Annotated in this window: 9 protein-coding genes; 4 read left to right on the forward strand and 5 right to left on the reverse strand. The window is 42.2% G+C overall.

All coding sequences use genetic code 11. The features are described from left to right. Positions 1-60 precede the first annotated feature (60 nt). The 3 genes from gatB (at position 61) to L8106_RS15825 (ending at position 5,154) form a co-directional block, all read left to right on the forward strand. On the forward strand, positions 61-1,545 hold the full coding sequence (gene gatB / locus L8106_RS15815) for an Asp-tRNA(Asn)/Glu-tRNA(Gln) amidotransferase subunit GatB (RefSeq protein WP_009785353.1): 1,485 nt from the start codon (positions 61-63) through the stop codon (positions 1,543-1,545). 1,614 nt (positions 1,546-3,159) lie between these two features. After that, on the forward strand, positions 3,160-4,335 hold the full coding sequence (locus L8106_RS15820; protein WP_009785354.1) for a pentapeptide repeat-containing protein: 1,176 nt from the start codon (positions 3,160-3,162) through the stop codon (positions 4,333-4,335). 75 nt (positions 4,336-4,410) lie between these two features. After that, the gene (locus L8106_RS15825; RefSeq protein WP_009785355.1) at positions 4,411-5,154 is read left to right on the forward strand and encodes a pentapeptide repeat-containing protein; all 744 of its coding nucleotides are present in this window, start codon (positions 4,411-4,413) and stop codon (positions 5,152-5,154) included. Positions 5,155-5,188: 34 nt separating this feature from the next. Here L8106_RS15825 and L8106_RS15830 read toward each other — a convergent pair whose 3' ends face one another. From L8106_RS15830 to L8106_RS15845, 4 genes are all read right to left on the reverse strand, one after another. Further along, positions 5,189-5,755, reverse strand: coding sequence for a Uma2 family endonuclease (locus tag L8106_RS15830; protein WP_009785356.1), 567 nt, complete (start codon positions 5,753-5,755; stop codon positions 5,189-5,191). Positions 5,756-6,009: 254 nt separating this feature from the next. Beyond that, the gene (locus L8106_RS15835) at positions 6,010-6,486 is read right to left on the reverse strand and encodes a hypothetical protein (protein WP_039896470.1); all 477 of its coding nucleotides are present in this window, start codon (positions 6,484-6,486) and stop codon (positions 6,010-6,012) included. A gap of 550 nt (positions 6,487-7,036) precedes the next feature. After that, positions 7,037-11,614: a calcium-binding protein gene (locus L8106_RS15840; RefSeq protein ID WP_009785358.1), complete on the reverse strand. Its 4,578-nt coding sequence runs from the start codon at positions 11,612-11,614 to the stop codon at positions 7,037-7,039. Between the two features lie 81 nt (positions 11,615-11,695). Continuing rightward, positions 11,696-11,953 (reverse strand): hypothetical protein, encoded by a 258-nt coding sequence (locus L8106_RS15845; RefSeq protein WP_009785359.1) that lies wholly within the window; start codon positions 11,951-11,953, stop codon positions 11,696-11,698. A gap of 461 nt (positions 11,954-12,414) precedes the next feature. Here L8106_RS15845 and L8106_RS15850 point away from each other — a divergent pair, with 461 nt between their 5' ends. Beyond that, complete coding sequence (locus L8106_RS15850; RefSeq protein ID WP_009785360.1) at positions 12,415-13,473, forward strand: hypothetical protein; 1,059 nt, start codon at positions 12,415-12,417, stop codon at positions 13,471-13,473. Positions 13,474-13,567: 94 nt separating this feature from the next. On the opposite strand, the gene L8106_RS15855 is transcribed toward L8106_RS15850, so the two are convergent. Continuing rightward, entirely contained in the window at positions 13,568-14,275 is a 708-nt protein-coding gene (locus L8106_RS15855; protein ID WP_009785361.1) for a Uma2 family endonuclease, read from the reverse strand. Positions 14,276-14,398 lie beyond the last annotated feature (123 nt).

Consider the following 14,398-nt stretch of genomic DNA (forward strand, 5'->3'; position numbering starts at 1 on the left):
ACACCCACAGTCAATAGAGCGATACAATAAAACCAGTCGTCGCTCAACGTAATGCCGTCTATGACCAGTGCCGCATCGGTAAAAACCGAATACGAAGTCATTATTGGGCTAGAAACCCATTGTCAACTCAGTACCGAAACCAAAATCTTTTCGAGTTCCTCGACTGCCTTTGGTGCCGATCCCAACACCAACATCGATCCGATCTGTCTGGGCTTACCTGGAGTTCTGCCTGTCCTCAACCAAAAAGTCTTAGAGTACGCCGTTAAAGCCGGATTAGCCCTCAACTGCAAAATTGCTCCCTATAGTAAATTTGATCGTAAGCAATATTTCTATCCTGATCTACCTAAAAATTATCAAATTTCTCAATTTGATCTCCCAATTGCTGAAAACGGTTGGTTAGAAATCGAGATCGTCGATGAGGATGGAAACGCTACTCGCAAAAAAATAGGCATCACTCGCCTACACATGGAAGAAGATGCCGGGAAACTGGTTCACGCCGGAAGTAGTGGTATTTCCGGTTCAACCCACTCAATGGTGGATTACAATCGCGCCGGAATTGCCCTGATTGAAATTGTCTCCGAACCCGATATTCGTTCGGGAATAGAAGCTGCTGAATACGCCCAAGAATTGCGTCGTATTGTGCGTTATCTGGGGGTTAGTGATGGCAATATGCAAGAAGGTTCGCTGCGGTGTGATGTTAATATTTCTGTTCGTCCCGTTGGACAAAAAGAATTTGGCACGAAAGTCGAAATTAAAAATATGAACTCTTTTAGTGCTATTCAACGGGCGATAGATTATGAAATCGAACGTCAAATCGAAGCACTTGAAACGGGAGAAAAAATTAGTCAAGAAACCCGCTTATGGGAAGAAGGATCGCAACGCACTATTAGTATGCGAAGCAAAGAAGGTTCAAGTGACTATCGTTATTTTCCTGAACCGGATCTGCCTCCGATTGAAGTTTCACCCGATCAATTAGAAGCCTGGAAAACAGAACTTCCTGAACTTCCTGCCCAAAAACGTCATCGCTATGAAACGGAGTTAGGATTATCCCCCTACGACACTCGTGTATTAACGGATGATTGTTCTATTTCTGAATATTTTGAAACCGCAGTTCAAGCGGGTGCTGATACCAAACAAGCTGTTAATTGGGTGATGGGTGATATTACCGCCTATCTCAAAAATGAAAAACTTGCGATTAGTGAAATTGCCCTCAAGCCTGATGGTTTAGCGGAATTAATTGGTTTGATTGATGCCGGAACCATTAGCGGTAAAATTGCTAAAGATATTCTCCCTGAGTTGTTAGTCAAAGGCGATTCACCGAAAAAGTTAGTTGAGAAAAAAGGCTTGATTCAAATTTCTGACACCGGAGAGTTGGAAAGCATCATTGATGAAGTGTTAGCAGATCATCCCAGTGAAGTTGAAAAATATAAAGCGGGGAAAACCAAGTTGAAAGGCTTTTTTGTAGGTCAAATTATGAAGAAGACTCAAGGACGTGCCGACCCTAAATTAACCAATCAGTTGTTAGAGAAAAAGTTAAACGCCTAACAAGATTTAACCTCTAATTTTGAGTTTTTAGCCCTTCTCTAACATCAGGAGGGCTATTTTTTGTTAGTGTTTTCTAGAGTTCTCAACCTAGACATAGCATATATTACTGTGTATAATGAACAGGATCACAAGTTTAAGGTCACACATCTTGAGCGCTTTTATTGCCTCTCTTGTTCAGACTAATGGATTTTACTCCAGTTCACAGATATTAAGGTAGTCTTGAGACTGATCTTCACTGTTGATAGGACATTCTCACAGTTGGGAAAATGAAACCACAACACCCACAACAAAAATCAACAAGAATTTCAACTCAGACGCTTCTAAAGTTGGATAGAGAAGTAGATTTACCTAAAATAACAGGTCTTTTTTTGGAGATGAACCCGACTTCAAAACCGAGGAATAGGTGAGGAATTTCCCTTAACTGAAGGGTTTCAGGCGTTGATTCCTTTCCTCTGAGTATTTCAATTTTGCTCTCTGACTTCACCGACCTTTACTAAAGCTTTATAAATAACCCGTCACTCTTTACCAAAGCTTTAAATGAGGGGCTTGACCCCACACCCCAAAAAGGCTATATTATGATAGTAGATGCACCCTGATGGTAGGGAGAGTTGCCAAAGCGACTCTCTCTTTTCTTTTGTACAGTTGTGTGAAAAACTTGTGACAGAAAAAATTATCAGATCGTCATCATTGAGAGCGTGATAGTGATGAGAAACTGATTCAATTGTATTTATTCTACTTTACAGAGCCTTTACAAGAAAAGGCATATTTTTTTACAGAATCTTTAAAGTAAAACCTTGACTATATAACAGATGTTGAGACATTATATTAATAGATGCACCCAGATGGTAGGGGGAGTTGCTCAAGTGACTCTCTCTATTTCTTTTTTGTATAAATATCAATTCAAATCATCAATTAAAAACCTAAACAAAAGCTTCATAATCAAACCCCATTTTTTACAGAATCTTTAAAGTAAAACCTTGACTTGATAATAGAGATTGAGACATTATATTAATAGATGCACCCAGATGGTAGGGGGAGTTGCTCAAGCGGCTCTCTCTCTTTATTTTTTAGAGCAATATTCATAAAATCCCCTAAAAAACCAAATCAAAGCTTCATAATCAAACCTCATTTTTTTACAGAATCTTTAAAGTAAAACCTTGACTTGATAATAGAGATTGAGACATTATATTAATAGATGCACCCAGATGGTAGGGGGAGTTGCTAACGCGGCTCTCTCTCTTTATTTTTTAGAGAAATATTCATAAGCTTACCTAAAAAACCAAACAAAAGCTTCATAATCAAACCCAATTTTTTACAGAATCTTTAAAGTAAAACCTTGACCATATAACAGATGTTGAGACATTATATTAATAGATGCACCCAGATGGTAGGGGGAGTTGCTCAAGCGGCTCTCTCTTTATTTATTTAGAGCAATATCAACAAGAACAACTGAGATTAAATACAACAAAAATTAGGCAATCTAAGAATTAATTTTTCGCTACATTTGCCTGAACAGACAGAGCAATCATCCAGTAAATCCAAACATTTTGCTCAAGCCCAGAACAAATTTCGGTATAACTGAAGCAGTAAAGACGCTGCTGAAACAAACCAGAGATGGAAGAACAAGCTGATCAGATATTCAAGCAGGGAATTCTACAATACCAAAGCCAGCAATTTGAAGCCGCCCTGCAAACCTGGCAAAAAGCCCTCACCCACTATCACGATCTCAACGATCGTAAACGAGAAGGAGCAACATGGGGTAATCTAGGTGTCGCCTATGAAGCATTGGGAAATCTCGATCAAGCCATCAAATCTTATCAGCAACACTTGGCGATCGCAATTGAAATACAAGATCTCAAAGGACAACTCAACGCCTTAGGAAACTTAGGAAATACTTACTACACCCAAGGAGATTATCACCAAGCCATTAGCTATCAACAGCAACAGTTAGCTATAGCCCGTCAACTCCAAGATCCCCAAACGACAGCCCAAACCCTCTCCAATTTAGCGATCACCTACCATACCTTGGGGGAAATTCCCCAAGCCATAGAATACTATCAGCAACAGTTGGCGATCGCCAAGCAAACAAACAACCGCCCCTCTCAAGGAAACGCCCTCAAAAATTTGAGACTCGCCTATCAAACCCTGGGGGAAGATACACACGCCCAAAACTGCTATCAACAGCAATGGGCTATGCTGCGTCAATGGTTCCTAGACGAAAAAAGCGATGAATTCGTGCGAATTGCTCAAATGGTCGGTTTAAACCTGTTTGAAGACCTCGTAGGGGTCGATATGAGCGGTTTTGACCTGTACTATGCCGATCTTCAAGGTGTTAATCTCGAAAATGCCAATCTCACCCAAGCCAACTTAGCCCTGGCTGACTTAAGTGGTGCCAAACTCACCACAGCCAACCTCACCCAAGCGATTCTTAGCAATGCCAACCTCCGAGATGCCGATCTCAGCCATGCAAATCTTTATCAAGCGGATTTACGAACTAAACTACCTCGTGCTAACCTAAGCTATGCAAATCTCGAAGAAGCTGATCTCAGTAGCGCTTATCTGCCGCAGGCGAACTTGAGTCATGCCAACTTATCCTCAGCTAATCTAAAATATGCTGACTTGAGTGGGGTAGATTTAAGAAATGCCAATTTGCAAGACGCCGATTTGAGTCGGGCTGAGTTAAAAGATGCCATTGTTGAGAAGGTTTGCTTTTCAAAGGCGATCGGAATTTCTCAGCGCATTCAATCTGAATTAGTCGAACGAGGAGCTATTTTTGAGCAGAATGAGTAATCTTCTGGGCAGATCAATTTAACGCTGAAAATTACACTCAAACCTAAGATTAGTAACAGATAGTTAAGAACTACAATGACTCGTGTAGAAGGATTATGGCCCCACAATATTAGTCCAAATCGCTTGGCAGTCTTAGAATGCAAGTTAGCCATTTGGTTGCGATCGCAGGGCTTAAAATCAGAAGTGAAAGTAGAGAATCTGCAAGTTCTCACCCAAAAAGCTGCCGCTGCTGGATGTGATTTTTCTCAATTGCAAAACCAGATTAAAACGATTATAGAAGCGAAAACAGAAAACCTTTTAGAGTTGGCAGATTTTGTCGGTTTAAATCCCTTAGAAGATTTTGCTGGAGCGAGATTATTAGGCGCAAATTTAACAGGTTTAGATTTGAGTGGTGCTGAGTTGAAAGGGGCTTATCTCAGAGGTTCAGATTTAAGTGATGCGGATTTAAGTAATGCTGATTTGCAAGCTGTTAACCTAAGCGGGGCTGACTTGAGTGGAGCATTATTGAGTGATGCGAATTTAACTCAAGCTGATTTACATCGAGCGAGTTTAGCGTTAGCGAATTTAAGTGGAGCCAATTTAACAGAAGCCAATTTAACAGAAGCCAATTTAAGTAATTGTAATCTGAGTAATTGTAATTTAAGTCATGCGATTCTTAAAAATACAAATCTTAATCAAGCGGGTTTAGCGTTAACAAACCTAACAGGTGCAGATTTGACTGGCGCTAACGTTAAACAGGCGAGAATGTGGCATGATGCGGGTTTATCAGAACAAGTTAAGCAAGATTTAATCAAACGAGGCGCAATTTTTGAGGAGTAAAACTATCTTTTAAATTTATGAATTTTTTCAGTAATTAAGGGTTTAAAACTTGTTCAACCGTTAAGTTTAATTCGGTAAAACTCGGTGAATTAATTGTATCTTGTTCTCGAAATTCTACGCTATCGTAAAACCCCGAAACTAAGGTTAAAACTGAGATTTTTTGCTCTTGCGGATCGATAATCCAATATTCGGGAATTTCTAAAGCCGCATATTCTGAACGTTTGTAGCGGTAATCATCATCGGGGTTATTAACGCTCACTATTTCAACCGCTAATAAGGGAGGTTCTTCAAGAATTGCTGATGGTAATGTTTTGAGAACTTGACGTTGAGTTTCAGTAATTACGATTAAATCAGGAATACGAGATTTTGTAATTCCGGTTCTCACTCCCACATTTCCAGGTCGTACAGCCCAATCTAACTGTAACCGTTGAATCTCTGCTTTTAAGATATCATAGATTAAACATAAAATTTCAGCGTGTAATCCACTGGCGGGAGGCATCTGAATTAATTCTCCGTTCAAGAGTTCATATTTTAAATCGCCACTATCTTTAAAATCAAGATAATCTTGAAAGCTGTAGGTTTGGGTTGCGGTTTCTAGCATAGGAGTTGCTCAACTGCAATTAGGGTGTAATATTATTTTAGCAAAAACTGACTCTACACCATTTAATATAATACCATCCTACCTGTAATAAATGTAAACCTCTCTTTCCCCGAAAGAATTACTTTAGATTATAACTTTGATTGGAACCCCGAAAAAGAAAAGCAAAATATTCGCAAACACCCCTTGAATTTTCCCGGGGCTTCAACTGTTTTCCGCGATCGCGATCAATTAACAATCTATGATGAAGAACACCGTCAATTCCCCCAGCAAATATTTCTTAACCGTTGTTGAAATTCTGTATTGGATAAATGGGGTTGGATTAAACTTTGTAAATTTTCTGGTGAAACTTTTACAGGTTCATCCTTCCTATCGCGAATATATTTACAATGTTCTGAAATAAAACCCACGCCTATTTTTAACCCAGTTAAATCTCCTCCTTGTTCTTCTGAATAATCGGGCTTGAAAATGTATTTAATTGGATAAGGAATCACAGAAATAACTAATCGAGCTTGTTCAGCACCGACCAGAGAACCAATAAAGATAGAATCTGGGCAATTCGGATCTCTATGTCTGAATAATCGAGAAGAAAACGCTGTCTTATTAAGACATAAGCACATAGCTATGGCTTGCGTTTGAGTCAAACCCAAGGAATGCCAGAAAACATCTACCTTGATGTTGTCTCCGTAGAGACTACTATTTTTGTTCTTATGAGCGACTTTAGATTCTATCATGGGACGTTTGATTAGAATAGACGAATTGATATAATGATGATAGATTACACTTCATTCTTCGGGTGCTGCTGCGGCTCGGAGTTGAGCAACTAAAGCTTTGGCTTTTTATCGTTGCGGCTCGGTGGGTTTACTCGAATATTCTCCGCCATTAGTATCACAGGGAAACTCCATCACAATGATCGGAAATCCCCCGGATCGATATCATTAACCGGATTATCGGGTAGTTGAAAGTCATCAAGTAAAGGTTCCCAAGTAATTTCTCAGCGGGTGCGATGAGATGCCATCGCGTGCTTACCGTCAGGAGAGAAGTACAAAAGTCTATCTGTATTATTATATTAACAAAATTATTATATTAACTCTGAGATTCAGACTCAAAATAGCCCCTAAACCGCTAAAATAGATCGACTTGGGGATCAGCCGAATCAAATTAGGGATTATCATAATAAAAGTCGAGTCACAGATGACTCTGTTCCCAGCGGCCTCCTGTGACCCATAGCCCATTTGCTGCACGAAAAAATCACCAATTATGTTCGACGCCCTTGCTGAACGCTTAGACTCCGCTTGGAAAAACCTCACCATTCAAGTCGGCAGAATTGCTAAGATTTAAGTCAGCCAGTTGTACGCCTTTCAAAATGGCTAACAAGTCGTTGCTGGCTTTATCGTAGACCTTGGTATCACCTAAATCTTGTTCAAAAATCAGGGAGTCAAGGGTTAAACCCTCTGCAAGTTTAAACGAGTCTTGGGAGGGGAGGAAGTCGAGAATGAGTTGATATCCGTCTCCGAAAAACAGTTCAAACTCGTCTTGTCCCGAACCCCCCGTTAAGGTGTTGACGCCTTCTCCACCCGCCAGGATATCATTTCCATCCCCACCGATCAGGCGATCGTTGTGTTCTCCACCGTTTAGGGTATCATTGCCCAAGCCGCCGTCGAGGGTATCTTTTCCGGCCTCTCCAGTTAACTCGTCGTCTCCCCCTTGGCCGTAAAGTTGGTCATTGTTTTCTCCCCCGCTTAAGGTATCTTGACCCTCGCCCCCGTCCAACAGGTCATTATGCTTGCCGCCGAATAACTCGTCGTTGCCGTCGTCTCCCAACAAGATGTCTTGGCCGTCTCCCCCGTCGAGGATGTCGTCTGCTTGTCCGCCGTCGAGATAGTCGTCTCCGCCATCGCCCCGGAGGTGATCGCTGTCCTCGTGACCCCAGAGGGAATCTTTACCCTCGCCCCCGGTGAGGTCGTCTGCACCCTGGCGTCCGTAAAGTTTATCGTGACCGGTTCCGCCGTTGAGTTGGTCGCTGTCCTCACCGCCGTCGAGGAGGTCGTGACCGTTTCCACCGTAGAGGGTGTCTTCTCCGGTTTGACCCCAGAGTTCATCTCGGCCGTCGCCGCCGTCAAGGATGTCGTTGTCCTCACCGCCGTCAAGGATGTCGTTGCCTTCATCGCCGTAGAGGGTGTCTTTGTCCTCGTTACCCCAGATAAAATCGTTTCCTTTACCCCCATACAGGGTATCCTCTCCCTGGCGACCGTAGAGGTCATCGTTGCCGTTTCCGCCGTCGAGGAAGTCGCGATCCTCCCCACCGTCGAGGAAGTCGTTTTGATCTCCCCCAAACAGGCTATCTTCTCCGGTTCCGCCGTAGAGGATATCCTTACCTGCTTCTCCAAACAGAACATCCATACCCGCTTCGCCTTGTAGGGTGTCGTTACCGCTACCCCCAGAAAGGTAATCATCTCCCTCGCGTCCAAACAGTTCGTCGTGGCCTTCGCGACCGGAGAGGAAGTCATCGCCTTCGCCGCCGTCGAGATAGTCGTGACCTTCTCCCCCGTCGAGGTCGTCTCCGTCTGCTTGACCGTAGAGGGTGTCATCGCCAGCTTCCCCTAAGAGTACATCTTCGCCTTTTCCACCGTCGAGGAAGTCGTTTCCTTCTTGGCCGTCGAGGTCATCGTTGCCGTCTTGACCGATGAGGCTGTCATTACCTTTTCCGCCAATGAGGTTATCATCTCCGGTTCCCCCGTCGAGGGTGTCGTCGCCGTCCCGTCCGTCGATGTAGTCGTTGCCGCCGAGTCCACTGAATTTGTTGTCGTTGGCGTCTCCAATTAAGCGATCGCGAAATTCTGACCCTTCCAGGTTTTCAATGCCTTCATAGCGATCGCCTCGGGAGTCTCCGCTACCGCCGCCGCCCCCGGTTGTCAGGTCAGCGATCACCCCGAGACTGGAGGTGAAGAAGGATGCGGTATCATCGCCCTCTCCGCCGTTGATGGAGTCGGCCCCCTCGCCGCCGACGATAAAATCATCTCCGTTATCGCCGTAGATAGTATCGTTGTCTTTGTCTCCGTAGAGGAGGTCATCGGCTTCGCCACCGGAGAGGGTGTCTTCTCCGTCGTTGCCATATACTTCGTCTTCTCCATCATCTCCGGCCAACAGGTCGGCGCCATTTCCCCCGTAGAGGCTATCTTTTCCGGCGTCTCCGTTGATTTGGTCGTTGCCGTCGTTGCCGTAAAGTTCGTCTTGGCCAACGCCGCCGGAGATGCTGTCGTCGCCGTCGTTTCCTTCAATGATGTCGTTGCCGTCGTTTCCTTCGATCTGGTCGTTACCGGAGTCGCCTTTGATGATGTCGTTGTCTTGGTTGCCTTTGAGGATGTCGTCGCCGTCGCCGCCGGAGATGTTGTCTTCTCCGAGTCCCCCTTCGATCAGGTCTTGGCCGCCGTTTCCTTCGATCTGGTCGTTTCCGTCATTACCCGTGATTTTGTCGTCTCCGAGTCCGCCAGAGATGATGTCATTGTCTTCGTTACCCGCGATCGCATCGTTGCCCTCTCCACCGGAGATATTGTCCTCTCCGAGTCCGCCTTCAATGATGTCGTTGTCTTCGTTACCCGCGATCGCATCGTTGCCCTCTCCACCAGAAATGTAGTCTTCTCCACGGTTGCCTTCGAGTTGATCGGCTCCTTCTTCACCAAAAATCTGATCTTGATCATCACCGCCACTAATAGAGTCGTTACCGACGCGACCATAGAGAGAATCATCACCATATTCTCCATAAATCTTGTCGTGACCAAAACCGCTATCACCAAATATCAGGTCATTTCCGTAGAAGCCCCAAATTTCATCGTCTCCATCTCCACCAGTAATATTGTCATCCCCATTTCCTCCAAAGATCAGGTCTTTGCCACCTTCTCCTCTAAGATAGTCGTCCCCATCGTTTCCTTGTATTTCGTCCCAACCCTCTCCACCGTATATGGAATCATTGCCACCGTCGCCGTGAATTATATCAGATTCATCTTCTCCATAAAGAATATCCGATTCATCTCCACCACTGATAAAATCTAAACCTCCTCCTCCATGTATTTCGTCTTGACCTTGGTGGCCGTGAATAATATCATTTCCCTCTCCACCACTTATATAGTCATCATCACCATGTCCCTGCAATTCGTCCCAACCATTTCCACCGTATATATAATCATTGCCACCGTCGCCGTGAATTTTATCAGATTCATCTTCTCCATAAAGAGTATCCGATTCATCTCCACCGCTGATAAAATCTAAACCTCCTCCCCCATGTATCTCGTCTTGACCTTGGTAGCCGTGAATAATATCGCCTCCCCCTTCACCATGAAGAAAATCATCACCACCATTACCATTAATCTCATCGATCCCATCACCACCATAAAAGATATCGCGTTTGTGATCGAAGCCGTTCATCACATCTCTGTGCAATGAACCTTGGATTATTTCTACATCTAAAACGGTGTCCGTAGTTCCCCAACCATCATTAATTTCGTAAATCTCAACTCCTGCAACTTGACTGGGATTGACTACAATTCCTTCCGGAGTAAGAGAACTAGGATAACTGGAGTAATCTGCGATATCAATTCCCTCTCCACCGTCAAGTAAATCGTAGCCAGAACCACCGACCAAGATATCATCACCATCATTGCCTCTTAAAACATCATTTCTCCCTAGTCCTAGTAGTTGATCATTACTTTCCGAACTCCCTACTATCCAATCATCATCTTCGGTTCCCAATCGTGACTGAGGAGCATTGAGGATTATTTGATCGTTGGGAAAGTAAAACCCTTGTGGCTGAAGCTCATAGGCAAATTGCTTAAAGTAGTCTTGAACATCTTCTCTTGGCAAGTAACCGCTCTGAAGAGGATGACTGTCAAGGAAAGCTTCATAAGGATTCTGTAATATCCCTCCTACTCCAGACAAAAAGTTGTATAGTTTAGGACTAACTTTGTCAAGAATACTACTTGTTAAAGAAGAAGCTAACCCTTCTGGTGTATAACCCAAAAAAGTTTCTATGGCATCCGAAACACCAGATAAGTTGTAATGATCAAAGATTGAAATTGCTGCTTGCGTTCCCCAATTAGATAATAAAATATTAAAAACTTGATCGTTACCTCGATGAAAGTAAGTAATTGGATCTCTCTCATTAAAAACTAAAGCACCACGATACTTTCCATCGATATCAGCTACAACATCATTTAAACCTCCAGCAGTCGAGTAATTGGTAGGTGAACCAAGAGACAAAATCCTGAGACGCTCGGGATCATAGTTCATTGATTGTAAAGCATCTTCGAGAAACCAATTTCCTTGAGAATGAGGTACAAAAATTACTGAATCTTTACTATCAGAACTTAGCCAACCTTTAACCCCCTGTTCATCTTGAGTCCATATATCATTTTCATGGGCGCTTGCTGCTGGAGTGTCATCCCAAAATTGTCTAATTGATTCATAAATATCGTTAGCCGAAAAGTTTTTTTCAAGCTCTTCTGTGATGAATATCCCTAACACTTCTAAATCTAAAGATAAAGGGGTAGGAGTATTACTATTAAAATAGTTAATAAAGCCCGTTCTAAAGCTATCGACAATTATTTCATTAAGATTAAATGATGATACAATAGTTAGCCAATCCTCCTCTAGAATTGAACTATTATGATGACCGTCTGAAGGCAAGACAGAATCGACGAGAAAAGTGTTGGAATTATGTTCAACTTTAAATTTATTATCAATTTTTTCGCGATTGGTATCAAAAAGCTCTTCGGGTGTCGATACTCCGTTAATGTAAAAAACGTGAGTCCGACCATTTTGTTTAATAATACTTTCTAAAACTTTCTGAAAATTTTCTTCGGACATGGCTTGTACTCCTTTTTGCTTAAGTGATAAAAAGTCATCGAAAAATTGCCAAAATACTATAAACCAAAATGCTATTAAATTTTACGGAGACTTAAGATGGGTTGCCCCACCCAACTCGGCATCCGATCGCACTTCAAACAGGGTTAAATCTTCAAAATTTCCCGACGCCCACTGTTGTCGCAACTCCTCCAACCGAACCGCATCGAAGCGATCGCCAAACACCTCTTGAATTTCGACTAGAAAATCTTCGCTTAAAGCAAAATCTTTTAAATAAATTTTGGCCCTCTCCAACGCTTGTTCAACTACTGTATAAAAGACCGTATAACTGTTAGTATACATGACCCAATCCTCCTAAAAAACACTTGATTAAGTCTGAGCAAAAGTGCTAGACTTATGAACAATAAAAAGTATTCAACGATGTGACTCAGAGCCATCAACCGTTTTTAGTTGCGAAATATTTTAGATTCTTAATTTTGCATCAGAATCTAGCTTTGTTTCTGGGGGTTACTCGAACTTCGATCTAATGTTGGTGAGTTGAAAAGGCTTCTGGCATTAGAAGGGTTAGTCATCGTGAGTATTGTGAGAAATCGTTGGGATGTCTCGTTTCACTCGCGGCGATTTAACGAACTGTATAACTTGTTGGATAGTTCTAAATGTAAAGGATTTATCGATCCCAAGCAAACCCGTTTTAAAAGGCTGGAAACCCTTGTCAGTTAAGGGATAAACCTTATCTATCAAGAAAAACCTTGGTATTTTGGGGTTGTTCTTAAAGTTTTTTAATATTTTTTTATATTTAAGCCATGAAAAGCGGAAGACGTTTGAGTTGGAAGTTAGGTAAGCAAAATGCGAGGATATTAGTTCAAGCCTTAAATAGTTTGGCGAATGGACAACTCGACGATACTAACCTCCGTAAACAAGTTCAGGTAGAGTGGGATGGAAATCATCTCTGGGTGAAAAAGACAACCCTCCAGGCTTTAAGCAAGTTAACCCAGGAATGGGGTGAAAAAATTGATACTGACAAAATTCGCAATGCGATTAAATGTTTAGAAAAATTGGGATTTCTCGAAGATAAACGCAGTAAAAACAACTCAAAAACACAGACGGGTTCTAAAGAATGGAAGTTTATGCTGAAATTGGTGGATACAGAACCCCAGAAAAACCTGGATTGGTTATTTGGGAAAGAGGGTGAATTGGGTGCATGGGATTTGAAGTATAAACAACTCAATCAACCGTCTCAATTCTCTGACAATGGTCAACAGAGTTCTCAAGAACTGATGACAGATGACTTAGAAGAAAAATTATTTCAGTGGAAAGTTAAACAGGAAGTATTTTACAGTTCTCCTCCTGCTGTTTGTGTGGCAGACGAACATCCTATATTTTTTGATTCCTATGTTTTTGAAACCGAACCTTTCCGAATTTTTGTCCATATAGAAAGTGACTTAAAAACTTCAAGATTAACTCTAAATGAATATAAGATTTACAAAATTAGTAATGGAAACCCTATTGATCAGACTTTATCTGGTGATGACTATATAAAACTCGGACTGAGTAAACATCAAGAAAAAATATTGAATTTGTTTCAAACTCATATCCATCCTTACTTATTCAAAAAAACGGGATTTAAAATCACTGTATTTAATAGTTTTAAAGCCAATATTGGTTTAAATTCTAGCGATGCCTTTTCTCTCTGTTTTGCTCAAGGCTTAGTTAAAAAATATTTAGATCTTGACAAGTATAAGCAAGCTTTGGGATTACAAGATGCAAGTCAACAAAAAGTTATTTTAGAACTAGCATCAGCACTCAATAATTGTTTTTATGAAAATCAAGTCAGGTATGAGAAATCGCTTGGAGTCAGCTAAACTGCCAGGAGCCATCCGGCATAATTTGTAATTTGCCGTGACGTTCGCGAAGCGTGTGCGAAGCACGTAGGAATGGCAGTTTAGCTGAACAACTTCATGCTTCCGGTTCAATACCAGCTGCTCGGAGTTGAGCAACTAAACGTTCTGCTCTGAGTCGTTCCCGTTCTACTAATTCTGAACCCCAAAGTAACAACTCTCCCGCCTCATTCCACCATCGTAACCAGTATCCTGTGCGGTTTCCTCGGGTTCCCTGCCAAAGCCCTAAAAATAGGTGCAATTGGGGGATAAAATAGCGTTGATTCCCATCAGGTTCTCTCAATTCATAGCGTCCAGATTCATCCAGACCATATAATTCTAAAACTCCCGTACTCGGTTGAAAAATTGCATAATTTGGGACTTCTAAAACCTGTTCATAAAAAAACCATTTTCCGGGTGGATAAGTGGGTTTACTGGAATATTCTGTTCCTTCAGTCTCCGAGAGAAATTCCATCACAATCACAGGAAATTCCCCTTGTAACTGAGGAGTATAACTGCGAATCACATCTTCTCGCGGAACCCGAATTTCAGGAATAAAAGCCCAGTCCGGTGCTTTAATGACCAATTTTTGATTGAGAGTGGCACAAATCCCATAATTTGTAGGAGTTAGCGTTCTTTCACCAATCTGACCCGCCAGTTCCAAAGCCTCCGTCAGTGCCGCCGCTAGAGAGGGTTGATTAATGTTATCCACAGGATCATCGGGAAGTTTAAAGTCATCGGGTAAGAGTTCCCAAGTAATTTCCAAGTTGGCGGTTGTGGCTACCATAACGCACTTATTGTCAGTAGAGAATTACAACAGTCTATTTTTTATTGTACAAGCCCGCGATTAGACTCAAAATAGCCATGAAACCGCTAAAATAGATCGACTTGGGGATCAGCCGAATCAAAT

The organism is Lyngbya sp. PCC 8106 (assembly GCF_000169095.1).
Lineage (GTDB): Bacteria > Cyanobacteriota > Cyanobacteriia > Cyanobacteriales > Microcoleaceae > Capilliphycus.

Bases quoted from the DNA above. Each gene is read 5' to 3' on its own strand.
- L8106_RS15835 (WP_039896470.1), bottom strand. From the start codon at position 6,486: ATGATAGAATCTAAAGTCGCTCATAAGAACAAAAATAGTAGTCTCTAC.
- gatB (WP_009785353.1), top strand. From the start codon at position 61: ATGACCAGTGCCGCATCGGTAAAAACCGAATACGAAGTCATTATTGGG.
- L8106_RS15830 (WP_009785356.1), bottom strand. From the start codon at position 5,755: ATGCTAGAAACCGCAACCCAAACCTACAGCTTTCAAGATTATCTTGAT.
- L8106_RS15845 (WP_009785359.1), bottom strand. From the start codon at position 11,953: ATGTATACTAACAGTTATACGGTCTTTTATACAGTAGTTGAACAAGCG.
- L8106_RS15820 (WP_009785354.1), top strand. From the start codon at position 3,160: ATGGAAGAACAAGCTGATCAGATATTCAAGCAGGGAATTCTACAATAC.
- L8106_RS15855 (WP_009785361.1), bottom strand. From the start codon at position 14,275: ATGGTAGCCACAACCGCCAACTTGGAAATTACTTGGGAACTCTTACCC.
- L8106_RS15825 (WP_009785355.1), top strand. From the start codon at position 4,411: ATGACTCGTGTAGAAGGATTATGGCCCCACAATATTAGTCCAAATCGC.
- L8106_RS15850 (WP_009785360.1), top strand. From the start codon at position 12,415: ATGAAAAGCGGAAGACGTTTGAGTTGGAAGTTAGGTAAGCAAAATGCG.
- L8106_RS15840 (WP_009785358.1), bottom strand. From the start codon at position 11,614: ATGTCCGAAGAAAATTTTCAGAAAGTTTTAGAAAGTATTATTAAACAA.